This is a genomic window from Streptococcus cristatus AS 1.3089 (assembly GCF_000385925.1).
In the GTDB taxonomy this organism is placed as follows: domain Bacteria; phylum Bacillota; class Bacilli; order Lactobacillales; family Streptococcaceae; genus Streptococcus; species Streptococcus cristatus_B.
On record NC_021175.1, the window covers coordinates 2,105,070 to 2,129,957 of the forward strand.

The following is a 24,888-nucleotide window of genomic DNA, read 5'->3' on the forward strand; positions in this document are numbered from 1 at the left end:
ATTCGTGCAGATGCCCTTCGCCTAAACAGCCAAGGTTACTTGTTATAAGACACCTGTTGACGAGCTTCATGCTTTCCTGCTGCTATTTCACACAAAGGCTATTGTACCATGAACAAAAGAAAAAGTAAAAGGGGGAAAGTAAACAAAAAAAGGGACTGGGACAAAAGTCCTAGCCTCTCAATGTTTTTGGATTGTCGAGCAAGACGCAGTGGTTGAGTGGGCTCTATTACGCTGATTTCATCAGCTTTTACAGCCCTACTCAACTGCGCGGAGGTGGGATGACGAAATCGAATTCTAACGAATTACCGATTTCTGTCCCACTCTCTAAAGTCATTTTTAGAAAACAAGGAAACTCACAAACCTAAAAGTTTCAAAATCTCCTGCTTGTATCGCAGCTTCTGCAGTTCTTTATCCTCGCTGTCTGACCAGGTCAATTGGAGATCTGCAACAATTTGCCCAGGCCGATTTTTCAGAATATAGATGCGGTCACTAAGAACCAGAGCCTCCTCGATGCTATGAGTGATAAGGAGAGTCGTCAGACCCAGCCTACGGTGAATATCCAGATACCAAGCGTGTAGCTCCATCTTGGTCAGCTCATCCAAAGCACTAAAGGCCTCGTCTAGAAGAAATAGCTTGTGACCGAACATATAGGTCCGCAGCAGAGCCACGCGCTGCCGCATCCCCCCGCTCAACTCATGTGGATACTTGTCTGCCACATCAAAGAGCCCGAACTCCTTCAAAATCTGAGTCGCCTGCTCCATCGCTTCTTTTTTTGATACCTTGCGGATCAGCAGGGGCAAGATGACATTGCCCAGCACCGTCTTGTGCTCCAGCAGCAAGTCCTTCTGTAGCATGTAGCTCACGCGGCCCTTGGGATTTTCCTGACCATCTAGGACAATCCTGCCCGACTGGACCTCCAAAATCCCAGCTATCAGATTAAAGAGGGTCGTTTTCCCGACGCCACTAGGCCCCAAAATCGCTACGACCTGGCCTGCTTCTACCTCTAGGATGATATCCTTCAAAATCTGCTGCTCATCATAAGCATAGCTTACATTTTCAAGTTTAATTTCTGTCATTATTTTATATAATCGTTGCTGAATCCCTTGTCACTCAAGTCATTGTTCACGATGCCATTGTCCTTGGTCCATTTGTAAAAGGCATTCCAGCGGCTAGCCTCAAACTGACCCCACTTGTCCTTATCCGATGCATATTGCTCGGACAAATATTTTTGGGAAGCCAAGACAAAGTCACGCTTGCTTTTTAGCTCTGGCGCATGCTTGATTAACATATCCGCTGCTTCTTCAGGGTGCTCCATGGCATATTGATAGCCCTTCTTGATAGCCTGCAGGACCTTTTTCGCCTCGTCCGGATTCTTCTTGAGATAGTCATTATTGGCAATAATGACTGGAGAATAGTAGTCAAACTCCTTGACATAGTCCTTCATATAAAAGAAATTAGTGTCCATGCCCTGAGACTGTGCCATGATGCCGTCCCAGCCATGGTAAATCCATGCCGCATCAAACAAGCCATTTTCAATCGGCGTAATTGAGTTGGAATCGTTGTTGGGAACCTTTTCTACCTCATCAAACTGGCCGCCTTGGCTTTCAACCAAGGTTTTGAGCATGCCCAGCTCCACAGGGTCATTCCAGGTACCATATTTCTTGCCAGCCAGATCCTTAGGTCCTGTAATCCCTGCAGACTTCTTAGAAATAATGCCCGAAGTATTATGCTCTACAATGGCTGCGACAGCTGTGATTTCTGCACCCTTATCCAGTTTTTTAGCCATGGAGTCCTGAAAATAAATGCCAAAAGGCGCCTTGCCATTGATAATCAGATCCGAGCTACTATCTTCAGGCGGTAATTTGATATCTACATCCACGCCTGCTTCCTTGAAGTAGCCCTTTTCCTGAGCCACATAAAGGCCGGTATGGTTGGTGTTAGGTGACCAGTCTAGGATAAAATCAATCTTTTTATCCTTACTAGCAGACTCTGAGCCTGACTTACCACAAGCCGCTAGGCCAAAGATAGACACGGCAGCCAAACCTGCCAGCAACATTTTATAAGTTTTTTTCATTATAATCCTCTTTTCTTTTTTGGAAATAGCAGAGCTGAACTCCTATTTCCACTTAATGACATATTTTTCACTGACAGCCACCAACTTCATCCCCAGAAGACTAATGACCGAAACCAATATGATGATAGCAAACATAGTATCGTACTGGAAAAGCTTCTTGGACTGAATCATGTAAACACCCAAGCCTTCGAAACCGCCCAGCCATTCGGAAACCACAGTTGTGATAAAGGCATAGGAAACACTGACGCGCAAGCCCGCATAGAAATAGGGCAGACTAGCTGGAATCTTAAAATGCCAGAGAATCTGCCAGCGATTGGCCTGCATAAGTTCAAAGAGAGTCAGAGTATCTCTATCACAATGTCGAAAACCATCCAGAATACTGACGATAATTGGAAAAGTCGTCGTCAGAATAATGAGCACAATCTTGGGCAAAATCCCATAACCCAGCCAGAGAACCAGAATTGGCGCCAAAGCAATGGTCGGAATCGTCTGTACCACGACCATCATGGGGTAAATCAAATCATTGAGCCAACTCATGCTATCCATGAGCACGGCTAATATACAGGCCAAGACGACACCCAAGACTAAACCCAGCAAGGCTACTTTTAAGGTCGCCCAGCTATGACTTGCTAGAAATCCAGCATCTCTGATAAAGGCCTGACCGATTTCCAGAGGTGTCGGCAGGATAAACTTGGGCAAGAGCTTGAGCCAGCCCATAACCTGCCAGATGACAAGGATTCCCAGCATACCCAAAAGGCTAATTTGCTGCCGCAGGATATTTTTCAAGTTTTTCATCAATACTTAAAATCTTTCCATAGTTTATTTTCACATTCGCAAAAACATTGTCTGCCTGAGTGCCTGCAAGCTCAATCGCCTGCTGCAGAATAGGAAATAAGGTCTCCCATTCCCCTTCTAGAACGGTCTCAAAAGGCGTCACGACCATCTTCACTGGCTGTTTTTGCAAAAACTCAATCACTTCCTCTATGACTGCCAAACGATTCACATCATGTGACAAAGGAAGAATCTGTAAAGCGATACTGGCTTTCATCTCTTCACCTCCTTACTTTCATGCTTCATCTGAGAATATTGTATGCAGATCGGATTAAAAGTCACAAGAAAATAACTTGGCATTTAAACAAAAAGACAGCGAGCTCCCTCTATAAACACTTTGCTTTCCATACAAAAACACCTTCTCCAATATGGAAAAGGTGTTGCATGCATCAGTAAACTAACTTGGCGAATGACTCTCCATTTTAGCAAAACCACAAGGTCTTTACAAATACAATTCCCTACGCTGGCATTACCCAGATCAGGTGCGGTCGAAGCTTACACTTCCTCTCAGACTGTACACAGACTCCCATATATGCTTTTATGATAGCCTAACTCTCTAAAAAAGTCAAGATTTTGGTTTGTATAGTCCTAAGCTTGCCAGACCTTTTAGCAGTTAATCAGCTATCTATATGCGCCTTTTTCTTGCAGCAAGTCCTGCATAGCTAGAATGTTATCACTCTCTCTTTCAGCTAAGATGGTTTCAAATCCCAATTCAGCTGCCGTATCCAAGTTTGCCTGAATGTCGTCAATGAAAACGGACTCTGTCGGCTCAATCCCGTATTTTTTCAGCAGTTTTTGATAAATCTCAGGCTCTGGCTTGACAACCCCGACTTCTGAGGAGAGAATATAGCCCGACAGCAGTGGATAGATGGGTAGCAAACCAGCTTTTTCAATACGGTAAAAAATCTCACAAGTAGTTGACAGGATGTAAATGCGATAGCCTTGCTCAGCCCACAGCCGAATCTGCTCCTGTAAACCACTGTAAACCTCCACAACCTCATACCAATTGTAGAAGATATTCTGAACGGCAGAATGATACGAATCATCCAGCTGAACCAGCACTTCGTCACAGGCTTCTTTCAAACTCAACTCTCCCTTGTCTGTTTGATGCCAGACACCCGACTCAAAAATGACCTGTCTAAGAAGCTGTCGTCGCTCTTTCTCAGGTTCAAAAGAGGTCAAGATTTTCTCAGAATTCCATTCAATCAAGACATTTCCTAAGTCAAAAACCAAGTTTTTTATCATTTCCTTCACCAGCACTTTCCCTTTTATAGAAGCTTTCGTAAGTTCCAGCTCATGCCAACCATTCCAACCGACCTTGACTATCTCTAGTATAGTATGTTTAGGTTAAGAAAAATCCCAGAAATGAACTGTTCCTAGAGTTGGGTTTTACCCAACTCTAGGAAGCAATACAAAGTTCTGGAATCACATGTTATTCTTGGTCAAAATAGCGAATTAAATTTTTCTCTGTCAAAATATCTGAGTAAGTATAGGACTCCACATAGGTGTTAGCAATTTCACCTGGTTGGCCCCCTTCATTTTCATACTCAACAATAAATAGAGAAGGATACACTTCAATCAAGCGACCTTGTTTGCTTTTTTGGCGCTTACGGCCATTTTCCAAGGTCATTTCCACCATCTGCCCCTCGTGAGCCTTGATGTCCTCCTTGATTTTCTTCATTTTTGCCACATCTGTAAATGCATCACTCATACTATACATCCTCTCTTTTAGAAATACTTGAAAACTTATTATATTCTTTTTGGAAAATTAGCTCAACCGTTCCACGCGCTCCGCTCCGGTTCTTCTCAATAATGACTTCGACCTTATTATTCGGAATGCCTTCCTCTTCCTCACCGGCCCGCTCATAATAGTCATCCCGGTAAAGAAAGGCTACGATATCCGCATCCTGCTCAATAGATCCAGATTCCCGAATATCAGACAGCACTGGTCGCTTATCCTGCCGCTGCTCCACGCCACGCGAGAGCTGACTCAGCGCAATAACCGGAACCTTGAGCTCTTTAGCCAAAATCTTAAGCTGGCGGGAAATTTCTGAAACTTCCTGCTGGCGGTTTTCACGACCCGTTCCTGTAATCAATTGCAGGTAGTCAATCAAAATCAGGCCAAGATTGCCTGTCTCCTGAGACAACTTACGAGCTCGCGAACGAATCTCTGTAATCCGAATCCCTGGCGTATCATCAATATAAATACTAGCATTGGCCAGATTAGCTGTCGCAATGGTATATTTCTGCCACTCTTCATCTGTCAGTTGCCCTGTACGAATAGAGTGAGAATTAATCACTCCTTCTGAGGCCAGCATCCGGTCCACCAGACTCTCTGCCCCCATTTCTAGGGAGAAGATAGCCACCGTCTTATCCAGCTTAGTCCCGATATTCTGGGCGATATTGAGGGCAAAGGCCGTCTTTCCGACCGCAGGACGAGCAGCTAGGATGATTAACTCTTCTTCGTGCAAGCCAGTCGTCATCTTATCCAGCTCACGGTAACCTGTCGCAATCCCTGTAATATCAGTAGTTTGCTGAGAACGAGCTTCCAGACTAGCGAAGTTAAGATTTAGAATGTCCTGAATGGTTTTAAAACCGCTACGGCTGGCCGTTTCACTGACATCAATCAGGGCCTTTTCCGCACCCGCAATGATTTCCTCGGATGGTCTCTCTCCATCATAGGCTTGGTTGATGGATTCCGTTAAACGCGAAATCAGCCGACGCAAGATTGCTTTTTCAGAGACGATCTTAGCATAATACTCTGCATTGGCAGAAGTCGGCACAGAGTTAACGACCTCCACCAGATAGCTCAAACCGCCAATATTCTGCAAGTCGCCTTGGCTATCCAAAATATTGCGGACGGTGGTCGCATCGATAGCATCCCCACGGTCTGCCAAGTCAATCATGGCCTTAAAAATCAGCCGATGAGCATATTTAAAGAAATCTCCAGGCTCAATATATTCACGGACAAAGACCAGTTTGCTCTCATCGATGAAAATGGCCCCTAGTACAGACTGCTCTGCTAAAATATCTTGAGGCTGAGCTCGCAACTCATCAATCTCTGCCATAGGTGAATCCTTCCTTTATTCCCTTTCTACCCTTCAGTAACCCGCAGGCGAATCACACCTGTCACATCTTGGTAAATCTTTACAGGAACATCAATCAGACCAATCGAACGAATGGGAGAATCAACCTTGATATTCCGTTTGTCAATTTTTAGGCCAAATTGCTTTTGTAGTTCATCAGCAATTTTCTTGTTAGTAATCGAACCAAAAGTCCGTCCGTCTGGGCCGACCTTCTCTGTAAACGCAACAACCGTTGCTTCTTCTTCCAACTTCGCTTTGATAGCTTGAGCCTCTGCTACCATTTCTGCGTGGGCTTTTTCTTGAGATTTTTGCTTTCCTCTCAACTCCCCAATAGCTTGTGCAGTTGCTTCCTTAGCCAAGTTTTTCTTGATTAAGAAATTTTGAGCGTAGCCAGTAGGCACTTCCTTGATTTCCCCTTTTTTCCCTTTTCCTTTTACATCTGCTAAAAAAATAACTTTCATTTTATTTCTCCTTTTCTAGTGATTCTTCATTATCCATCACTTGATCCATAATCTCTTGATTTAGACGCTGAGTGACTTCAGCAACCGTTTGATCGCTGACTTGCGCTGCTGCTAGATTAAAGTGGCCGCCACCACCCATTTTCTCCATAATCCGCTGGACATTGATCTTGCTGCGACTACGAGCTGAAATGGATACGTAACCCTCAGTATTTTTGCTAACTACAAATGTTGCTTCAATGCCCGACATAGCAAGCATGGTGTCAGCCGCCTTACTAATGACGACTGTATCATAGCTGGCATTTTCAGGACCCGCTGCTACAATCACATTTGGCAAAAGCTTCTTACCAGTCAAAATCAGCTCATTGACTGCTCGATACTCTTCAAAATTCGTCGAAGAAATATCCTGAATGACAACACTATCACTGCCCCGAGCCCGCAAATAACTGGCTACATCAAAGGTTCGGCTCGTCACTCTGGAAGTGAATTTCTTGGTATCCAGCATAATTCCAGCCATGAGCAGGCTGGCTTGAATTTTATTCAGGCGATTCTTCTTGGAATTTTGAAACTGAATCAGCTCCGTTACCAATTCGCTGGCGCTACTAGCTCCACTTTCAATATAGGCGATAACTGCATTTTCAGGGAAATCCTCATCGCGGCGGTGATGATCCACCACAATCGTCTGACTAAATCGGTCAAATAATTCCCTTGAAAGCGTTAAAGCTAGCTTCGAGTGGTCCACCATTATCAAGAGCGAACGACTGGTCACTCGGTTCATGGCTTCCGAAATCGACAAAAGATAATCAGCGCCTTCCGACGTCAATTTTTGAATGGAGCGATAGATGTCTGAGCCCATCTGTTGGTCATCATACACAACATAAGCTTTCTCAATGATATTGCTGGCAAAAAGCTGCATACCAACAGCAGAGCCTAAAGCATCCATGTCAAGATTGCGGTGGCCAACCACAAAAACCTGATCCACACTCTTGATTTTATCCGAAATAGCTGTCATCATGGCTCTAGTACGCGTGCGCGTACGCTTAACAGATGCAGCCGTTCCACCACCGAAGTAAACTGGATTCTTGGTCTCGTCATTCTCTTTGACAACCGCTTGGTCACCACCCCGAACCTCTGCTAGGTTAAGATTGAGGAGCGCTGTCTTACCAATTTCATCATGCTTGCCATCCCCGTAAGAAAAGCCCATACTAAGCGTCAGAGGAAGTTTTCGATTCTTAGCTTCTGTCCGAAATTGATCAATAATCGAAAATTTACTATCCATCAGTTGTTCCAAAACCGTATAATCCGTAAATAGATAATAGCGATCCATCCCCACCCGACGGTAAAACATGTGAAATTGATCAGAAAACTCTGCAACAAAGTTGGCAACAAAACTGTTGACATGGCTGATATCCGAGTCTGAAACGGCATCTTCCAAGTCGTCATAATTATCAACCGAAACGATACCGATAACTGGCCGCGTTGTAACTAGTCCAACTGTCGCTTCATACTCATTTGATGCATCAAAAAAATACAGGACGCTAGAAGCTGAATCAAAATAAACAGAATATTGATTATCTCCCACTGTTGCATAACTACCCGCTTTTGAAGCAGCAATGTGGATAATTTCCTGCAGGAGATCGCTATCTAGCTCACCCTCATCCGTTGTAAAAATCAATTCAGCATACGGATTGAACCAGTCCACATCTCCACTGTTTTCATTGATTTTAATCACACCAACTGGCATCTTATCCAACAAAGAAGCTAAACTTCTCTCTGCTTGATGATTGACATAGCGAATCTGCTCAAGCTCGTCCAATTCGGACATTCTCTGCTGCTGAATAAATAGCCCAACCAAAAGCGCCAGCACTATGAAAAGAGAAGCCAGCATAGCAAAACTATCACCAAAAAGGCGCAAACAAATAGCTAATATGATAAAGGAAGTAACCCCCGCTATTGCCAAGTGGCTTGGGGCAAAACGAATTTTTTTCATTAAAAAACCTCTTATTGCGCCATTTTACCATATTTTCTTAAAAAAAGCGAGTTTTCACTGCCCTTGGACACTTGTAAAGCAAGACAGAGTCAAGTCGCTAGGATTCTTTTCAGATAAGAACTTGTAAATCGCTTTCAGACCCTGTAAACATTGTAAACTTTAGGATTTCAATAATTGACAACTTGTGTAAACTTTGTTTTATATCAAGAGTTTCTTTTGTCAACCACCGTTTACAAAAGTGTAAACCATACAAAAACGCACCCTCTTTTAAGACAGTGCGTCGATAGCTTATCATTTTGCTTGATTTTTAGAAATGCTTCTAGATTTACCTTCCAAATAAACCATCAAAATAGAAATATCTGCTGGATTGACACCCGAAATACGACTAGCCTGACCAATTGTTTCTGGATTGATTTTCTTAAACTTCTGTCGTGCTTCTGTCGCAATCGAGTCAATATCATCCCAGTCAATATTGGCTGGAATCCGCTTCTCTTCCATACGCTTCATCTTTTCAACCTGATCAAGAGCTTTGGAAATATAGCCCTCGTACTTAATCTCTGTCTCAAGTAGCTCAATAATCTTCTCATCAAGCTCCTCTGCCGCTGGACCAATGAACTGAATCACATCTTGGTAAGAAACTTCTGGACGCCGCATAAATTCTTTGGCAGTTACCGCATCTGTCAGAGGCTTAAAGCCAAGCTCTTCTACCTTGGCATTGGTTTCCTTGACAGGCTTCAGCTTGATAGATTCCAAACGCTTCATTTCATTGTCAAATCGATTCTTTTTAATCTCGAAACGAGCCCAGCGCTCATCATCTACCAGACCTATTTCTCGGCCAATCTCTGTCAAACGCATATCAGCATTGTCATGGCGGAGAATCAAACGGTACTCCGCTCGGCTAGTCAAGAGTCGATATGGTTCTACGGTTCCCTTGGTCACCAAATCATCAATCATGACTCCAATGTAACCATCACTACGCTTCAAGATTAACTCCGGCTTACCTTGGATTTTCAAGGCCGCATTAATCCCAGCGATAATCCCTTGACCTGCAGCTTCTTCATAGCCAGAAGTCCCATTGGTCTGACCTGCTGTAAAGAGTCCAGAAATTTTCTTGGTTTCCAAGGTTGCCCGCAACTGGTGGGGCATAATCATATCGTACTCAATGGCATAACCTGTCCGCATCATCTCAGCATTTTCTAGACCCTTGATAGAGTGAACCAAGTCCTTCTGTACATCTTCTGGCAGACTGGTTGACAGCCCCTGCACATAAACTTCTTCTGTATCACGACCTTCAGGCTCTAGGAAAAGCTGGTGGCGTTCTTTGTCCGCAAAACGGACGATTTTATCCTCAATAGACGGGCAATAGCGTGGCCCCACACCCTTGACTATTCCTGAAAACATAGGCGCCCGATGCAGGTTATTTTGGATGATTTCATGACTTTCCGCATTGGTATAAGTCAACCAGCAAGGAACTTGATCTTTCACATAGTCTTCATCACGAGACGTATAAGAGAAATGATTGGCCTTTTCATCACCTGGCTGAATCTCGGTCACATCATAATTGATCGATGAAGCCTTGACACGTGGAGGCGTTCCAGTCTTAAAACGACCAATTTCAAAACCTAGATCCCGCAGGTTATCAGCCAAAGGAATGGCTGCCAGACTGTGGTTAGGACCTGATGAATACTTGAGATCACCAATGATAATTTCGCCCCGCAAGGCTGTTCCCGTCGTCACAATGACGGCTTTAGCTGCAAATTCCTGATTGGTCGCTGTCTTAACCCCAATGACCTTACCATCTTCTACCAAGATTTCATTAATCATGGTTTGCCGCAAGGTCAGATTTTCTTGATTTTCGACAGTCTTACGCATTTCTTTGGAGTAGACTTCCTTATCCGCCTGCGCCCGAAGAGCCCGCACTGCAGGTCCCTTACCCGTGTTGAGCATCTTCATCTGGATATAGCTCTTGTCAATATTCTTGGCCATTTCGCCGCCCAAAGCATCTACTTCACGGACAACAATCCCTTTAGCAGACCCTCCGATAGATGGATTACAAGGCATAAAAGCCAGCATCTCAATATTAAGGGTTGCCAGCAGCACTTTACAGCCCATACGACTGGCAGCCAGAGACGCCTCAACTCCAGCGTGCCCTGCTCCAATTACGACAATATCATAACTTTCAGTAAAATTGTGTGTCATTTCTTTTTCCTTCATTTTTTCACCAAAAAAGGCCAAGTCTCCAGAAGTGCAGGACAAAAAGCCTGCAACATCCATGAGCTTTGACCATCATAGGTATTGCTTATCTTATTGTAGCAAATTGAGCGAAATTGTCAATCTAAAGCAACTAAGATTGGCGAATCGCTTCAAAAGCTTCTTTATCAATCTCGACAGATTCAGAGAATGCATCCAGAACAATCCCTCTTAATGCAAATCTCCCTCTGCCTTCAACTGCAAACAAACAATCTGTGACAGGCAGTTGCAACCAAGAAAAGTGATCATAGTATTCTTTTGGAATCTCTTGCTCGTTTGAGAAACAGGGATAGAAATAATCATCTCCCTTTTGCAGAATATCGGGTTTTAGGCGAACACCTTCTTGACCTTCGCTCTCATCCATTAGATAAGCATTGAAGGGAACCCAAACCTTAGATTGATTTAATACCTTAAATAGTGCCTCTATGGATTCTGTCGTTTTCTCATGCAAATACTGCTTCTTATAGTCAGAAAGAGTTTCAAGTCCGTCCTTCTTACCAGTCTTTTTATTAAAAAAATGAAACATTCTCGCTCCTCTTGTAGTTACTTAAATGTACTGCAAGACTTGACCATTTTTATAAGCTCTGTCAATCAATCCTCCACCTAAGCACTCTTCTCCATTATAGAAAACGACTGCTTGACCTGGAGTAACTGCCCTTTGTGGTTGATCGAAGTTGACAACTGCCTTGTCACCCTTCACAGTAACTGTCACCTTGGAATCTGGCTGACGATAACGGAACTTAGCTGTACATTCCATAGTAAATTCCTCTGGCATTTCTTTTGTGAAATGAACCTGACTAGCGTCAAGGCTAGTTGACATCAAATTGTCATGATAAAATCCTTGACCGACATAAAGAATATTTTGGCTAAGGTCTTTTCCGACTACAAACCAAGGCTCGTTGTCACCGCCCTGCTGACCACCAATTCCAAGACCACCTCGCTGTCCAATGGTATAATACATCAACCCAGCATGCTGGCCCATATCTCGGCCTTCCAAGGTCATCATTCGACCAGGCTGGGCTGGTAAATATTGACTCAGAAATTCTTTAAAGTTCTTTTCTCCAATAAAACAAATCCCTGTTGAGTCTTTCTTCTTAGAAGTCGCAAGGCCTGCTTCTTCTGCTAGTCTGCGAACTTCAGGTTTTTCCAAATGTCCCAAGGGGAACATGGTTTTTTGCAGTTGTTCTTGCGAAAGTTGGCTGAGGAAATAGGTCTGGTCTTTGCCATTGTCCACACCACGAAGCATATGAACAATGCCATCCTCATCACGCGCCACACGGGCATAGTGCCCAGTCGCCACATAGTCTGCCCCCAAGGTCATGGCATAGTCCAAAAAGGCCTTGAACTTGATTTCCTTGTTACACATGACATCTGGATTTGGAGTCCTACCAGCTCTGTATTCTGCCAAGAAGTATTCAAAAACGCGATCCCAGTACTCTTTTTCAAAGTTGACAGAGTAGTAAGGAATGCCAATCTGATCTGCAACAGCAGCTACATCCTTGTAATCTTCCGTAGCTGTGCAGACACCAAATTCATCTGTATCGTCCCAGTTTTTCATGAAGATGCCAATTACATCATAACCTTGCTCTTTCAAGAGTAAAGCAGTTACTGATGAATCGACACCTCCGCTCATACCAACGACGACACGAGTCTTAGAGTTATCACTCATTGTGTTCTCCCATCTTTTCGTTATTTCACGATTGAAGGTCGTGCTGTGCTTTCAACGATTGAAGGTCGCTTGAGCAAGGTCTATTATAGCATGATTTAGCAAGGAGAACAACGGATAACCTTTGGCTCAATCTGATGAGTATTTCAAGTTGTCAAGTAAGTTTACAGCATTGTAAATAACTTGATACAAAACATCATATCCCAACCAAGAATTTACTAGTAATTACAAAAAGGGACTAGAATGCAAATTCCAATCCCTATAAACATATTTCTAAATAAAGTTTTAATACCAGCCATTTGCTAACCAGAAATTTTTAGCAGCCGACCATGAACCATAGCGACCTGCTACATAAGCATCCGCTGTCTTCTCTTGATTTTCTGGTGACAAATCTCCATTTAGATAGGTAATAGTCAACTGATAGCGACCATAGTATTGCCCATTTTGCGCTGTATAACTGCCGCTGGATTCTTTTTGAGCAATCCACTCCTTGGATTCTGCATCCTCAGCACTCAAGTCAGAACTTGGGTTTACAGTAGATTGCTCAGTCTTATCTGATTTTTCAACAGTCATTTGCTCAGACACATCATCGTCCAGCTCTAAAACCTGTCCAACACTAATCAGATTGATATTGCTGATCTTGTTTTTTTGCGCAATCTTGTCAACAGTCGTCTGATGAGAAGCAGCAATCGCGGACAATGTGTCACCTGACTTGACAGTATAACTTTCTGCATTGGCTACAATCGGAAGCAAAGCAGCAGCTCCTGCCATCAAACTGAGTAAGCCTGCTTTCATCATTCTATTTTTAAAATACAAATTCATGTTTAGAATTCTCCTTTTCTGTGATATATCTATCCTAAAGCAAAAGTATTACAGAACTTTATTACTTTGATGAATTATATTACAGACTATTGAAGAACTTGTAAAAACAGACCTATATTCTAAAGGTTTTTGATGATGTAAAGGCTATGCTGAACTATCTCTATGTTTTTTTCTCCATTTAAATCGAACTCTATCGTAGAAGAAAAATAGAACTATACCGAAAATGAAGGCTACTGTACCTTCCTTTAATCCCCTTGGAATAAATGATAGAGTAACTCTACCCGCTCCTCTACCCACATCAAGTTTCATAAAACCATTTTGCGCACGTTTTAACGGAACCTTCTTGCCATTCACACTAGCCGTCCAGCCCTTATCATAAGGAATGGTGAAAAAGAGAGAACTGTCTCTATCTGCATGATAATCAACCGTTACCGTATTGGATTTTGTCGTCACAGAAACTTCTTGTTCTTTCAATTTACTTATTAACTGCTGATATTTATTCACATCCACAGAGAAAAATTCTGGCTGGTTAAAAGTCACAGTCCGATTCTCTGGAAAAGAAAATTGGATAGAAACCGTCTGTGCTTCCTTAAAATATCCAATATTCAAAAATGGGAAAACATTGTGAGTTGAGTAACGATTCGTGATTCCATTTACAGTGATATTGACATCCGTTTGATTATCGTTTGAAAAATCAAGATCTGAAAGGTTGACATAGACTTGACTACCTGCAGCTACCTCAATTGTATAGGTTATGCTAGCATAACTTAATTGACTATCATTTTCGATGCTTGCAGTTACTTTTCCCTCAGTCTCTGCCTCATTACCAACTATAGAAATCCGCTCATAATATTTATGACTCAAACCTGATAATTGATTTAAAAAGGCTGTTTGATTGTCAAGTGTCAAATTTGTAAACTTGACATCTGTGTAAATATCATTAGTTAAGAAAGCCAAGCCCAAAGCATAATTATTTTCATACAGTGTCATTAACCTCTCAGTCTTCTCTGCAGAAAAACCAAATTTCTGTGGGTCTTTTTCAGACAAATTATACTTTACAGCAAAGATGCTATCCATCAAAATAGTATTATTTTGATAGCGGAGATTGAGATTCGTTCCTGCCGATTTAAATCCTAATTTATCTAAAGTCGAGCTAGCTTGCGTATTTCTGACTGATGAAAATTGAGAAATTCCATTATAATTAAATTTCATACTGTCATTCCCAGTCTGAGGATCAAGCCTCTCTTTTCGAAAGAAATCTCTATTTTCCCTCTTATTATACTTGACAAGTTTGTCAATTTCATCCATCTTTTTAGAATAAGAAGAACGACTTGCAAAGACCCATTCTTTAGCAATACCATCGACCTGATAATAAGAGTTTAAGGTGAGCTCAAAAATTACAAAAAACAATAAAGATAGTGTAAACATACTCTGCCTAACGTGACAACGAATGAAAGCAAAGCTGATTAAAAGATAGGCAAAGAAAAACTCTAAAGTAAAAATGTAAGTTTCAGGACCAAGAAAATCATAGCGTTTACCATAGTATAAGGTGGCTAGAAAACCAAAAGAAATGAGCAGGAAGCTAAGGAATACTTGCCACCATTTAACTTCCTCCAAACGATTGAGCGTTTCTGCCGCCATCAAAATGATAAGAAGAGAAAAAAGCCAAGAATAGCGATGTAAAAACATATTTGGCGCATGCATTCCCTGCCAGAGTAAATCCAAATACTGCAGTCGGAAGCTCACTATAAAAATGCCAATCAACAAAATATAGGCCAGTTTCACGCGAAGCTTAATACTTTTTATCGTGAAAAACAAGATACTTAAAATAAGAGGAAATAGACCAACATAAATCATAGGAATAGAGCCATACTTAGTTGTGTCAAAACTTCCTATAAAATTTTTAGCAAAAATATCTAGATACCAACTTTTTTCAGTAAACAAACCTTCAACCTTTGTCAAGGTCTCACCATGTGAACTCAGATCTAGATAAGTCGGCAAAATCATAATTAGACTAGTAAGCCCTGCTAATATTGACACGATAGCAAAATCAGGGAAAGACCGAATCCTGGCCTTAAAGTCCCAAGAAAGCTGAACGAGATACCAAAGAACTAAAAACAGAGCCATCATGTAACCAAAATAATAATTCTGGATAAAGAGAATTGACAAGCTTGTAAAGTATAAAACTCTCCCTTGTCCATTCATCAACTTGTGCAAACCAAAGATGATAAGGGGTACCAATATAAATACATCTAACCAAGTTTTAATTTCTAGTTGACTGACTGAGAAACTCATCAAGGCAAAGGAAGTTGACAGAATCAAGATTAGTGTTTCTGGAATTTTTTTAAAGATCCCTTTAATACTGATACAAGTTGTCAAGCCAATCAAGCCAAACTTGATAAGAGTAAACAAGTAGACCGCATCCGGCATTGATTTTAAATCGAAAAAGTAGACGAAGGGGGAAAGGAAACTTCCTAGATAATAGCTGGAGAGAGCATAAAAATTTTGCCCTAATCCACTTGAAAATGTGTAAAAAAGACTATCCGTTCCATGAAGGATATTCCTCAAGGTCGTATCAAATACAACATACTGATGGAAGCCGTCTCCAAGTAACGGCGAAGTATCGCTTCCCCAGTAAATACCTTGACTCAGATAAACGAAACACATAATGAGAAAAGGTAAGATGAAGGAAGCCAAATAAAGCCAATTTTTCTTAAAAAAATATCTGATTTTTTCCATGTTTCTTATAGAGAAAGAGGCCGAAACGTTGTTTCATGCCTCTGTAAACCTCTGTCAACTTATGTTGACAACTCATTAATCTTTCCAAAGTTCTTTGACTTTTGCCTGAACTTCTTGATTTTCCAAAAATTCATCATAAGTTTCGTCAATGCGGTCAATCACACCATTTTTTGAGAGAACGATGATATGGTTGGCCAAGGTTTGAATAAACTCATGGTCATGGCTGGCAAAAATGATCGACTCTTTAAAGTTCTTCAAACCATCATTCAGACTAGAAATAGATTCCAGATCCAAGTGATTAGTAGGATCGTCCAAGACCAAAACATTTGACTTGAGAAGCATCAGTTTAGACAGCATAACCCGAACTTTTTCTCCACCTGACAAGACGTTGACAGACTTGTTAACCTCATCGCCAGAGAAGAGCATCCGACCCAAGAAACCGCGAAGGAAAGTATTATCATCTTCTTCCTTGCTCGCAAATTGACGGAGCCAATCAAGAATAGATTCACCGCCCGCAAAGTCGCGAGAATTATCTTTTGGCAAATAAGAACGACTGGTTGTAACGCCCCACTTGACAGTTCCTTCATAGTCGATATCTCCCATCAAGGCACGAATCAAGGCAGTTGTCTGAATATCATTTTGTCCAATCAAAGCTGTCTTATCGCCAGGACGCAGGATAAAGCTGATGTTGTCAAGAATGGTTTCGCCGTCAATCTTGACAGAAAGATTTTCTACTGTCAAGAGATCGTTCCCGATTTCACGCTCCGCTTTAAAGCTGATAAATGGATATTTCCGACTTGACGGAACAATTTCTTCCAATTCAATCTTATCTAGCATCTTTTTACGAGATGTTGCCTGTTTAGACTTGGAAGCATTGGCTGAGAAGCGAGCAACAAACTCTTGCAATTGCTTAATTTTTTCTTCCGCCTTAGCATTTCGGTCAGCGAGCAACTTAGCTGCCAATTCACTTGATTCTTTCCAGAAATCATAGTTTCCGACATAAAGTTTGATCTTACCAAAATCAAGGTCGGCCATGTGGGTACAAACTTTATTTAAGAAGTGACGGTCGTGGGATACGACAATAACTGTATTGTCAAAGTCAATCAAGAAATCTTCCAACCAAGTAATGGATTGAATATCCAAACCATTGGTCGGCTCGTCTAGAAGCAAGACATCAGGTTTACCAAAAAGAGCCTTGGCAAGAAGAACTTTGACCTTGTCGCCGTTCGTCAGTTCACTCATATTTTGGTAATGCAAGTCTTCTGGAATATTGAGATTTTGTAGCAATTGAGAAGCTTCACTTTCAGCTTCCCAGCCACCCAACTCAGCAAATTCACCTTCCAGTTCAGCCGCTCGAACCCCATCCTCGTCAGAAAAGTCAGGCTTCATATAGATGGCATCTTTTTCCTTCATGATATTATAAAGGTGCTCATTCCCCATGATAACAACATCAATGGCCCGCTCATCCTCATAGTCAAAGTGATTTTGACGCAAAACAGAAAGTCGCTCATCTGGCCCCAAAGAAACATGGCCTGTCGTCGGCTCAATATCTCCAGCTAAAATTTTCAAGAAGGTGGACTTACCCGCACCATTCGCACCAATCAGGCCATAAGTGTTTCCTTCTGTAAATTTAATATTTACTTCATCAAATAATTTTCGATCACTGAAACGCAGTGACACATCAGATACTGTAAGCAATGATTTTCTCCTATATATGTAATCTCCTCCATTTTACTAGAAAATTCTTCTTTTTTCAAATTATTATAGGTAAAAACTATTTTATGAGATAAATATGCCGTAAATCTTGTAAATGTACTGTAAACATATTGTCAATCAATTGTTTTTTGAGCTGCGTTTCTTCTTTTTTCTTCTAGCTTCTTCCGCATTTTCTTTGAAAATGATATAATGAGAGCAATACTAATTGAGGAGCAAGCAATGACAAAACCCATTATTTTAACTGGAGACCGTCCGACTGGAAAATTACATATTGGTCATTATGTAGGAAGTCTACGTAACCGTGTCCTTTTACAAAATCAAGACAAGTATGAGATGTTTGTTTTTCTGGCGGATCAACAAGCTCTGACAGACCATGCGAAAGATCCACAAACGATTGTAGAATCCATTGGCAATGTAGCCTTAGACTATCTAGCAGCTGGACTGGATCCAAAAAAAGCAACTATTTTCATCCAGAGTCAAATTCCAGAGTTGGCAGAACTGTCAATGTACTACATGAATTTGGTGTCTTTAGCTCGTTTAGAGCGCAATCCGACAGTCAAGACAGAAATTGCTCAGAAAGGATTTGGAGAAAGTATCCCAACTGGATTTTTGGTTTATCCTATCTCTCAAGCAGCTGACATTACAGCCTTTAAGGCCAATTATGTACCTGTCGGAAATGACCAAAAACCGATGATTGAGCAGACACGTGAAATTGTTCGTTCCTTCAATCATGCCTATGACTGTGAAGTTTTGGTGGAGCCAGAAGGCATCTATCCAGAAAATGAAGCGGCTGGTCGTCTGCCAGGGCTTGATGGCAATGCTAAAATGTCCAAATCATTGAACAATGGGATTTATCTAGCGGATGATATGGATACTCTCAAGAAAAAGGTCATGAGCATGTATACCGATCCCGACCACATCAAAGTTGAAGATCCAGGAAAAATCGAAGGTAATATGGTTTTCCATTATCTGGATGTTTTTGGTCGACCAGAAGATGCTGCTGAAATTGTGGCTATGAAAGAACACTACCAACGTGGTGGTCTGGGTGATGTCAAAACTAAACGCTATCTCTTAGAGATTTTAGAGCGGGAATTAGGACCAATCAGAGAGCGTCGACTTGAGTTTGCAAAAGACATGGGGCAAGTTTATGACATGCTGAAAGAAGGCAGTGATCGTGCTCGACAAGTTGCTGGACAAACCCTGTCAGAAGTCAAAAATGCAATGGGAATTAATTACTTTAAATAACGAACAATAATAGCAGATTACATCAAAAACCATCGTCTTTTACCTGAAAAAGAGATGGTTTTTAATTTTTGCATAATAATCATTGACAAATGCCTATAGAATGGTATGATATTAACAATAAAAAGACGAGCCTTGCTCAATATATAAGAAAAGAGGAAACTGTGGATGTCTAACTGGGACACTAAATTTTTGAAAAAAGGTTTTACCTTTGATGACGTATTGCTTATTCCAGCTGAAAGTCACGTGTTGCCAAATGATGCTGATTTAAGTACAAAACTTGCTGAGAATTTAAAATTAAATATCCCAATTATTACTGCGGCTATGGATACAGTTACCGAAAGTCAAATGGCGATCGCCATTGCCCGTGCCGGCGGTCTAGGTGTCATCCACAAAAATATGTCTATTGCACAGCAGGCTGATGAGGTTCGTAAGGTAAAACGTTCTGAAAATGGTGTCATTATTGATCCATTCTTCCTGACTCCTAATCATACAATTGCTGAAGCGGATGAATTGATGGGACGCTACCGCATCAGTGGGGTACCAGTGGTTGAAACGATGGAAAATCGTAAATTGGTTGGTATCTTAACCAACCGCGATTTGCGCTTTATTTCAGATTACAATCAACCAATTTCTAATCACATGACTAGTGAAAATCTTGTTACAGCCCCAGTCGGAACTGATCTAACAACGGCTGAAAGAATCTTGCAAGAACACCGAATTGAAAAACTACCTTTAGTAGATGAAAACGGTCGCCTCTCTGGTCTTATCACCATTAAAGATATTGAAAAAGTGATTGAGTTTCCAAATGCAGCCAAGGATGAATTTGGTCGTCTACTAGTTGCGGGGGCCGTTGGTGTAACTTCAGATACTTTTGAGCGTGCAGAAGCCCTCTTCGAAGCGGGAGCAGATGCCATTGTTATTGATACAGCACACGGTCATTCTGCTGGCGTTCTACGTAAAATTGCTGAAATTCGTGCACACTTCCCAGACCGCACCTTGATTGCGGGTAATATCGCAACTGCTGAAGGAGCACGCGCTCTTTATGAAGCAGGTGTTGATGTGGTTAAGGTCGGAATCGGACCAGGTTCTATCTGTACAACTCGTGTCATTGCCGGTGTCGGTGTACCACAAGTCACAGCAATCTACGATGCAGCTGCAGTTGCGCGTGAGTATGGAAAAACCATTATTGCCGATGGAGGAATCAAGTATTCAGGTGATATCGTCAAAGCCCTTGCTGCAGGTGGAAATGCAGTTATGCTTGGATCCATGTTTGCTGGAACAGACGAAGCGCCAGGTGAAACTGAAATCTTCCAAGGACGTAAATTTAAAACTTATCGTGGAATGGGCTCTATCGCAGCTATGAAGAAAGGTTCCAGCGATCGCTACTTCCAAGGTTCTGTCAATGAAGCTAATAAGCTAGTTCCAGAAGGAATTGAAGGGCGTGTAGCTTATAAAGGAGCGGCTGCAGATATCGTCTTCCAAATGTTGGGCGGGATCCGTTCTGGTATGGGATATGTCGGTGCAGCTAACCTACAAGAACTTCATGAAAATGCTCAATTTATTGAGATGAGTGGTGCTGGTTTGAAAGAAAGTCACCCTCACGATGTACAAATCACAAATGAAGCTCCAAACTACTCTGTCCAATAAAATTATAAATAAAAACAACCTTGTCAACTCCTTGATAAGGCTGTTTTTTAGTTTACAAATCTGTAAATCATATTTACAACTATTTTACTTATTTGTAAAGCTAAGGTTCTCTTCTTTCTTAATGACGCCTTGACTTATCTGAAAAATATTAATATCTTCTGGTAGATTATGTAAGTGATCTAAGCTAGTTGTCGTGATAAAAGTCTGGATGTTTTGAGAGATGGTTTCTAATAATTTAAGTTGACGCATGTTGTCAAGCTCGCTCATTACATCGTCAAGCAATAATATTGGAGTATCTTTTGTAAGATTCTCGATGAGTTTAATTTCAGCTAACTTGAGAGATAGGACAACGCTACGATGTTGGCCTTGGCTACCAAATCCGGCTTCCATATCATTGATAAAAAAGTTGATATCATCTCGGTGAGGTCCGACACCTGTATTTTTTTTGAAAAGATCGCGTCCACAGCTTTCTGATAAGGCTGCTCGAAAAGAAGCTTCCAAGTCTTCGAGACACGAAAACGGAACAGAGGATACATACTTGATTGTCAATTTCTCTTTCCCTTGAGAAATATCGCTATGACTTTCCTGAGCAAAACCCTCTAGCTTTTCAATAAAGTCTAAGCGATGTTGCATGACACGACAACCAAAATCAATCAGTTGCTCATCTAAAACAGAAAGAAAGGTTTCATCTATCTTGTCATTGGCCTTAAGATAAGCATTTCTTTGCTTGAGCACATGATTATAGCCAGATAAGTCAGCAAGGTAGATGGGCTTGATTTGCCCAAGCTCAATATCAATAAATTTTCGGCGTAAAGCAGGGGCACCTTTAATGAGCTGTAAATCTTCTGGAGCAAACAAGACAACGTTGACAACCCCTATATAATCTGATAATTTACCTTGTTTTAAATGATTTATTTTGGTGATTCTCCCCTTTGGTGTCAACTCGATGTCAAGTGGGATTTTACCCGCTGTTTTTTCAATAATTCCCGAAATTTGAAGATTTTTTTCTTGGAAATGAATCAAATCCTTATCGGTTCGGGTACGGTGACTGCGAGTAAGGGCTAAAAAATAGATGGCTTCTAGAATATTAGTTTTCCCCTGTGCATTTTGCCCCAGAAAGATATTAAGGCCAGGATCAAAATCAACCTCTGCAGACTGGTAATTACGAAAATGTTTAATTTTCAGCGTTTTTAACCACATGGCTTAGGTTCCTGGAAAGCGAACAGGGGCTTTTTTGCTTTTCTGCTCGGGCTTTCTTTTCTTCTCTTCTTTTTTCGCTGGTTGAGATTTTTTCAAGTCCTTATTCATGGTTTTAACTAAGTCTGCCACTCTTTTTTTCTCTGCTTGCTCCTCTTGATGTTCAAGAATTTCCTCCTGATTTGGAGCAAGGAGGACAATTTCCAGCTCTTGGTCTGGGAGAGAGACGACATCTCCAATTCTAAGTTTTTCCCTCGTCTATTTTCTAGTTCGCCGTTAAAAAAGACCTGATTATCTGCTAAAAATGACTTGATTGCTCCGCCACTTTGAATAATGCCAACTTCTTTTAAGAGAGCCTGTAGAGTAATGTATTCGTCAAATAATTTATATTCCATATTTCACCTCAATCCTTGTCATTATATCATAATTTAAGCAGAAACTGTTCAGTGGTAGTCTCATTCAAGGACAAGTTTTACTAGAAAAACAGAAAACGCTTTAATCACTAAAATTGCCGATCCTTACAAAGCATTAAATAGCATTTCGTGTTATAATAGAAGTCTATATTATTCGGTATGAGGAGCGCAATGGAAATCATAAAAGGAGTACATCTCCACTTCATTCAATCAGAAAAATTTAAAACCAATAAAATTAAAGTGCGATTCTCAGCTCCTATGTCTGAAAAAACAATAGCTGGGCGGGTTCTTACGGCCAGCATGCTAGAGACTTCAAATGCTCTTTATCCAACATCGCAAGCCTTTCGAGAAAAATTAGCGAATTTATACGGTGCTAATTACTCGACAAGCCTTTCACGACGGGGATTAGTGCATTATCTAGATATCAATCTTTCTTTCGTGCGGGATCAATTCTTGAGCCGTAAGAATATGTTGGCAGATGAAATGCTAGATTTTTTGAAGGCTAGTCTCTTTTTTCCTCTGTCAAATGGAAAGGCTTTTGATACTAAAACCTTTGAAATTGAAAAGAGAAATGTTTTAACAGACTTGGAAGCTGAAATTGAGAATCATTTCTACCATGCTCACAGAGAGTTAAATAATTTATTTTACGATTTACCAGAAATGCGGATTCCGCGTGTGGCAACAATCGAGCTTGTTGAAAAAGAAACAGCTGAAACTAGTTTCGCTGCTTTTCAGCAAATGCTAAATCAAGATCAAATCGATTTTTTCTTCATCGGTGATTTCAATGAGATTGCTGTCCGTGAGAAAATCCAAGAATTCCATTTTTCTGAACGAGAGCAGCCTTTACAGCTTAGCTATCAGCAAAACTATTCAAATATAACTAGAGAAAAGCTGGAGCAGCGAGATGTGCATCAGTCCATTGTTGAACTGGCCTACCATTTTTCTAGTCAATATGGAGATAGAGGCCATCTGCCCCTAATTGTTTTGAACGGCTTATTGGGAGGATTTGCTCACTCCAAGCTCTTTGTCAATGTTCGGGAAAAAGAGAGCCTAGCCTACACTATTTCTAGTAGTTTTGATATTTTTTCTGGTTTGATGCGAATCTATGCTGGAATTGACCGAGCAAATCGGACAAAGACCATCGCTTTAATCAACCGCCAAATTCTAGATTTGAAGCGAGGGCATTTCACAGATGAAGAGCTTGAGCAAACCAAGAATATGCTGAAAAATTCAATACTTCTAGCTCAGGATCGACAAAACACCTTGATTGAGCGTGCTTACATGTCCTCTGTTCTAGGGAAAAAATTTCTATCACTAGAGGCTTGGCTGAAAGCATTAGACAATGTCAGCAAAGCTGATCTTATAGAGGCAGCCCAGCAGTTGAAATTACAGGCGATTTACTTTATGGAAGGGAAATAATGCATAATCCAGGTCTAGAAAGAATCAATTATATAGCCGTGGGAGAAAGCATCTATCGGGCGGTACTAGCAAATGGATTGCAGGTTTACCTACTCCCTAAAAATGATTTTAATGAAACCTACGGCATCATCTCAACACATTTTGGCTCTGTTGATACTAAGGTTGTTTCACGTGAAACAAAGCAAGTTTCTCATTATCCAGCAGGGATTGCGCATTTTTTGGAGCACAAATTATTCGAGCATGAAAACGGCGAGGATTTGCTGCAGGAATTTACCAAGTTTGGCGCAGAAAGTAATGCCTTTACAAGCTTTACACGGACCAGCTATCTGTTTTCTACGACAAACTGTGTAGCAGAAAATCTGAAGCTGTTGCAGGAACTCGTTTCCCAAGCTAATTTTTCAGAAGCATCTGTTCAGCGTGAGCAAGGAATTATCCAGCAAGAAATCGAGATGTACCAAGACGATCCAGATTATCGGCTCTTCTTTGGTGCTTTGAGCAATCTCTACCCTCAAACTCCACTAGCAGAAGATATCGCCGGAACGACAGAGTCAATCATGGATATTACTGTAGAAGATCTAACAGAAAACTTCGAGCTTTTCTACCGTCCATCCAACATGACTTTATTTGTCATTGGAAATTTCGACTTGGAGTCCACTTTTGAAGATATCATACAAACACAAGAGACCTTATCTCCTAAATTATTAACTGAAACAATTGAAAAAGAGCCTCTCATCTTACAGCCAGTAATTCCAACTGCTACTAGTCGGATGGAAGTTGCCAGTCCTAAATTGGCGATCGGTATTCGTGGGAAAGATGCGATACAGGATACGGAGCTTTATCGCTATAAAATTGCCCTGAAATTGCTTTTTGCCATGATGTTTGGTTGGACTTCCAAGCGTTTCCAGACTCTGTATGAAAATGGCAAGATTGACAATTCGCTCACTCTTGAAGTAGAGGTGGAAAAGGATTTCCACTTTGTCATCCTAACTATGGACACGCAGGAACCAGTAGGAATTTCTCATCAATTCCGCTCAGCCATTCGGAAGTTTACTCAGGATCCAGATGTCACAGAAACACATCTAGACACGATTAAAAGTGAAATGTTTGGAGATCTTCTGCATGGTCTGAATTCTCTTGAATACATGGCAACCCAGTATGAACCGCATTTAAAAGGGGAAAATCTTTTTGATTTACCTAAGATTTTACAGGATATCACTTTAAATGACGTCTTAAAAGTCGGACGTCGCTTTATTAACCAGTGTGATATGACAGATTTTACTATTTTCCCAAAATAGTTCCAAGTTTATTTCAAAATTTTGTTAGAATAATGTCTAA

Annotated in this window: 20 protein-coding genes and 1 pseudogene; 4 read left to right on the top strand and 17 right to left on the bottom strand. The window is 41.2% G+C overall.

Features of this window, described 5'->3' with window-relative positions:
* Positions 1-353: 353 nt before the first annotated feature.
* From I872_RS10455 to I872_RS10530, 15 genes are all read right to left on the bottom strand, one after another.
* Positions 354-1,076 (bottom strand): ABC transporter ATP-binding protein, encoded by a 723-nt coding sequence (locus tag I872_RS10455; RefSeq protein ID WP_015606058.1) that lies wholly within the window; start codon positions 1,074-1,076, stop codon positions 354-356.
* Positions 1,076-2,074, bottom strand: coding sequence for an ABC transporter substrate-binding protein (locus tag I872_RS10460; protein ID WP_015606059.1), 999 nt, complete (start codon positions 2,072-2,074; stop codon positions 1,076-1,078). Before I872_RS10460 ends, I872_RS10455 begins: the two co-directional genes overlap by 1 nt.
* 42 nt (positions 2,075-2,116) lie before the next feature.
* Positions 2,117-2,869 (bottom strand): ABC transporter permease, encoded by a 753-nt coding sequence (locus I872_RS10465; protein ID WP_041826847.1) that lies wholly within the window; start codon positions 2,867-2,869, stop codon positions 2,117-2,119.
* Positions 2,832-3,122, bottom strand: coding sequence for a thiamine-binding protein (locus tag I872_RS10470; protein ID WP_015606061.1), 291 nt, complete (start codon positions 3,120-3,122; stop codon positions 2,832-2,834). Before I872_RS10470 ends, I872_RS10465 begins: the two co-directional genes overlap by 38 nt.
* 404 nt (positions 3,123-3,526) lie before the next feature.
* Positions 3,527-4,150, bottom strand: a complete 624-nt coding sequence (locus I872_RS10475) for an HAD family hydrolase (RefSeq protein ID WP_041826848.1) — start codon at positions 4,148-4,150, stop codon at positions 3,527-3,529.
* 187 nt (positions 4,151-4,337) lie between these two features.
* Positions 4,338-4,616: a Veg family protein gene (locus I872_RS10480; protein WP_015606063.1), complete on the bottom strand. Its 279-nt coding sequence runs from the start codon at positions 4,614-4,616 to the stop codon at positions 4,338-4,340.
* A 1-nt stretch (position 4,617) separates the two neighbouring features.
* Entirely contained in the window at positions 4,618-5,973 is a 1,356-nt protein-coding gene (dnaB, locus tag I872_RS10485; RefSeq protein ID WP_015606064.1) for a replicative DNA helicase, read from the bottom strand.
* Positions 5,974-5,999: 26 nt separating this feature from the next.
* Positions 6,000-6,452 (bottom strand): 50S ribosomal protein L9, encoded by a 453-nt coding sequence (gene rplI / locus I872_RS10490; protein ID WP_015606065.1) that lies wholly within the window; start codon positions 6,450-6,452, stop codon positions 6,000-6,002.
* Position 6,453: 1 nt separating this feature from the next.
* On the bottom strand, positions 6,454-8,439 hold the full coding sequence (locus I872_RS10495) for a DHH family phosphoesterase (protein ID WP_015606066.1): 1,986 nt from the start codon (positions 8,437-8,439) through the stop codon (positions 6,454-6,456).
* Positions 8,440-8,730: 291 nt separating this feature from the next.
* On the bottom strand, positions 8,731-10,638 hold the full coding sequence (gene mnmG, locus I872_RS10505) for a tRNA uridine-5-carboxymethylaminomethyl(34) synthesis enzyme MnmG (RefSeq protein WP_015606067.1): 1,908 nt from the start codon (positions 10,636-10,638) through the stop codon (positions 8,731-8,733).
* A gap of 145 nt (positions 10,639-10,783) precedes the next feature.
* Positions 10,784-11,215: an SseB family protein gene (locus tag I872_RS10510; protein ID WP_015606068.1), complete on the bottom strand. Its 432-nt coding sequence runs from the start codon at positions 11,213-11,215 to the stop codon at positions 10,784-10,786.
* A 21-nt stretch (positions 11,216-11,236) separates the two neighbouring features.
* Positions 11,237-12,358, bottom strand: coding sequence for a tRNA 2-thiouridine(34) synthase MnmA (gene mnmA, locus I872_RS10515; protein WP_015606069.1), 1,122 nt, complete (start codon positions 12,356-12,358; stop codon positions 11,237-11,239).
* A 282-nt stretch (positions 12,359-12,640) separates the two neighbouring features.
* Complete coding sequence (gene apf / locus I872_RS10520; protein WP_015606070.1) at positions 12,641-13,177, bottom strand: aggregation-promoting factor; 537 nt, start codon at positions 13,175-13,177, stop codon at positions 12,641-12,643.
* Positions 13,178-13,321: 144 nt separating this feature from the next.
* Positions 13,322-15,916 (bottom strand): YfhO family protein, encoded by a 2,595-nt coding sequence (locus I872_RS10525; RefSeq protein ID WP_015606071.1) that lies wholly within the window; start codon positions 15,914-15,916, stop codon positions 13,322-13,324.
* Positions 15,917-15,991: 75 nt separating this feature from the next.
* Positions 15,992-17,614: an ATP-binding cassette domain-containing protein gene (locus tag I872_RS10530; protein WP_015606072.1), complete on the bottom strand. Its 1,623-nt coding sequence runs from the start codon at positions 17,612-17,614 to the stop codon at positions 15,992-15,994.
* A 237-nt stretch (positions 17,615-17,851) separates the two neighbouring features.
* On the opposite strand from I872_RS10530, the gene trpS reads away from it, so the two are divergent.
* The gene (gene trpS / locus I872_RS10535) at positions 17,852-18,877 is read left to right on the top strand and encodes a tryptophan--tRNA ligase (RefSeq protein WP_015606073.1); all 1,026 of its coding nucleotides are present in this window, start codon (positions 17,852-17,854) and stop codon (positions 18,875-18,877) included.
* Between the two features lie 165 nt (positions 18,878-19,042).
* Positions 19,043-20,524, top strand: coding sequence for an IMP dehydrogenase (gene guaB, locus I872_RS10540; protein ID WP_015606074.1), 1,482 nt, complete (start codon positions 19,043-19,045; stop codon positions 20,522-20,524).
* Between the two features lie 84 nt (positions 20,525-20,608).
* Here the strand turns inward: guaB and recF are convergent, their stop codons facing one another.
* Together recF and yaaA are read right to left on the bottom strand one after the other, a co-directional pair.
* On the bottom strand, positions 20,609-21,724 hold the full coding sequence (recF, locus tag I872_RS10545; RefSeq protein ID WP_015606075.1) for a DNA replication/repair protein RecF: 1,116 nt from the start codon (positions 21,722-21,724) through the stop codon (positions 20,609-20,611).
* A gap of 3 nt (positions 21,725-21,727) precedes the next feature.
* Positions 21,728-22,116, bottom strand: a pseudogene (yaaA, locus tag I872_RS10550) (S4 domain-containing protein YaaA).
* 189 nt (positions 22,117-22,305) lie between these two features.
* On the opposite strand from yaaA, the gene yfmF reads away from it, so the two are divergent.
* Both yfmF and yfmH read left to right on the top strand, forming a co-directional pair.
* Complete coding sequence (yfmF, locus tag I872_RS10555; RefSeq protein ID WP_015606078.1) at positions 22,306-23,553, top strand: EF-P 5-aminopentanol modification-associated protein YfmF; 1,248 nt, start codon at positions 22,306-22,308, stop codon at positions 23,551-23,553.
* Complete coding sequence (yfmH, locus tag I872_RS10560) at positions 23,553-24,848, top strand: EF-P 5-aminopentanol modification-associated protein YfmH (protein WP_015606079.1); 1,296 nt, start codon at positions 23,553-23,555, stop codon at positions 24,846-24,848. Before yfmF ends, yfmH begins: the two co-directional genes overlap by 1 nt.
* Positions 24,849-24,888 lie beyond the last annotated feature (40 nt).

Excerpts from the sequence above, each read along its gene's own strand:
- I872_RS10455 (WP_015606058.1), bottom strand. The coding sequence starts at position 1,076 with ATGACAGAAATTAAACTTGAAAATGTAAGCTATGCTTATGATGAGCAG.
- I872_RS10460 (WP_015606059.1), bottom strand. The coding sequence starts at position 2,074 with ATGAAAAAAACTTATAAAATGTTGCTGGCAGGTTTGGCTGCCGTGTCT.
- I872_RS10465 (WP_041826847.1), bottom strand. The coding sequence starts at position 2,869 with ATGAAAAACTTGAAAAATATCCTGCGGCAGCAAATTAGCCTTTTGGGT.
- I872_RS10470 (WP_015606061.1), bottom strand. The coding sequence starts at position 3,122 with ATGAAAGCCAGTATCGCTTTACAGATTCTTCCTTTGTCACATGATGTG.
- I872_RS10475 (WP_041826848.1), bottom strand. The coding sequence starts at position 4,150 with ATGATAAAAAACTTGGTTTTTGACTTAGGAAATGTCTTGATTGAATGG.
- I872_RS10480 (WP_015606063.1), bottom strand. The coding sequence starts at position 4,616 with ATGAGTGATGCATTTACAGATGTGGCAAAAATGAAGAAAATCAAGGAG.
- dnaB (WP_015606064.1), bottom strand. The coding sequence starts at position 5,973 with ATGGCAGAGATTGATGAGTTGCGAGCTCAGCCTCAAGATATTTTAGCA.
- rplI (WP_015606065.1), bottom strand. The coding sequence starts at position 6,452 with ATGAAAGTTATTTTTTTAGCAGATGTAAAAGGAAAAGGGAAAAAAGGG.
- I872_RS10495 (WP_015606066.1), bottom strand. The coding sequence starts at position 8,439 with ATGAAAAAAATTCGTTTTGCCCCAAGCCACTTGGCAATAGCGGGGGTT.
- mnmG (WP_015606067.1), bottom strand. The coding sequence starts at position 10,638 with ATGACACACAATTTTACTGAAAGTTATGATATTGTCGTAATTGGAGCA.
- I872_RS10510 (WP_015606068.1), bottom strand. The coding sequence starts at position 11,215 with ATGTTTCATTTTTTTAATAAAAAGACTGGTAAGAAGGACGGACTTGAA.
- mnmA (WP_015606069.1), bottom strand. The coding sequence starts at position 12,358 with ATGAGTGATAACTCTAAGACTCGTGTCGTCGTTGGTATGAGCGGAGGT.
- apf (WP_015606070.1), bottom strand. The coding sequence starts at position 13,177 with ATGAATTTGTATTTTAAAAATAGAATGATGAAAGCAGGCTTACTCAGT.
- I872_RS10525 (WP_015606071.1), bottom strand. The coding sequence starts at position 15,916 with ATGGAAAAAATCAGATATTTTTTTAAGAAAAATTGGCTTTATTTGGCT.
- trpS (WP_015606073.1), top strand. The coding sequence starts at position 17,852 with ATGACAAAACCCATTATTTTAACTGGAGACCGTCCGACTGGAAAATTA.
- guaB (WP_015606074.1), top strand. The coding sequence starts at position 19,043 with ATGTCTAACTGGGACACTAAATTTTTGAAAAAAGGTTTTACCTTTGAT.
- recF (WP_015606075.1), bottom strand. The coding sequence starts at position 21,724 with ATGTGGTTAAAAACGCTGAAAATTAAACATTTTCGTAATTACCAGTCT.
- yfmF (WP_015606078.1), top strand. The coding sequence starts at position 22,306 with ATGGAAATCATAAAAGGAGTACATCTCCACTTCATTCAATCAGAAAAA.
- yfmH (WP_015606079.1), top strand. The coding sequence starts at position 23,553 with ATGCATAATCCAGGTCTAGAAAGAATCAATTATATAGCCGTGGGAGAA.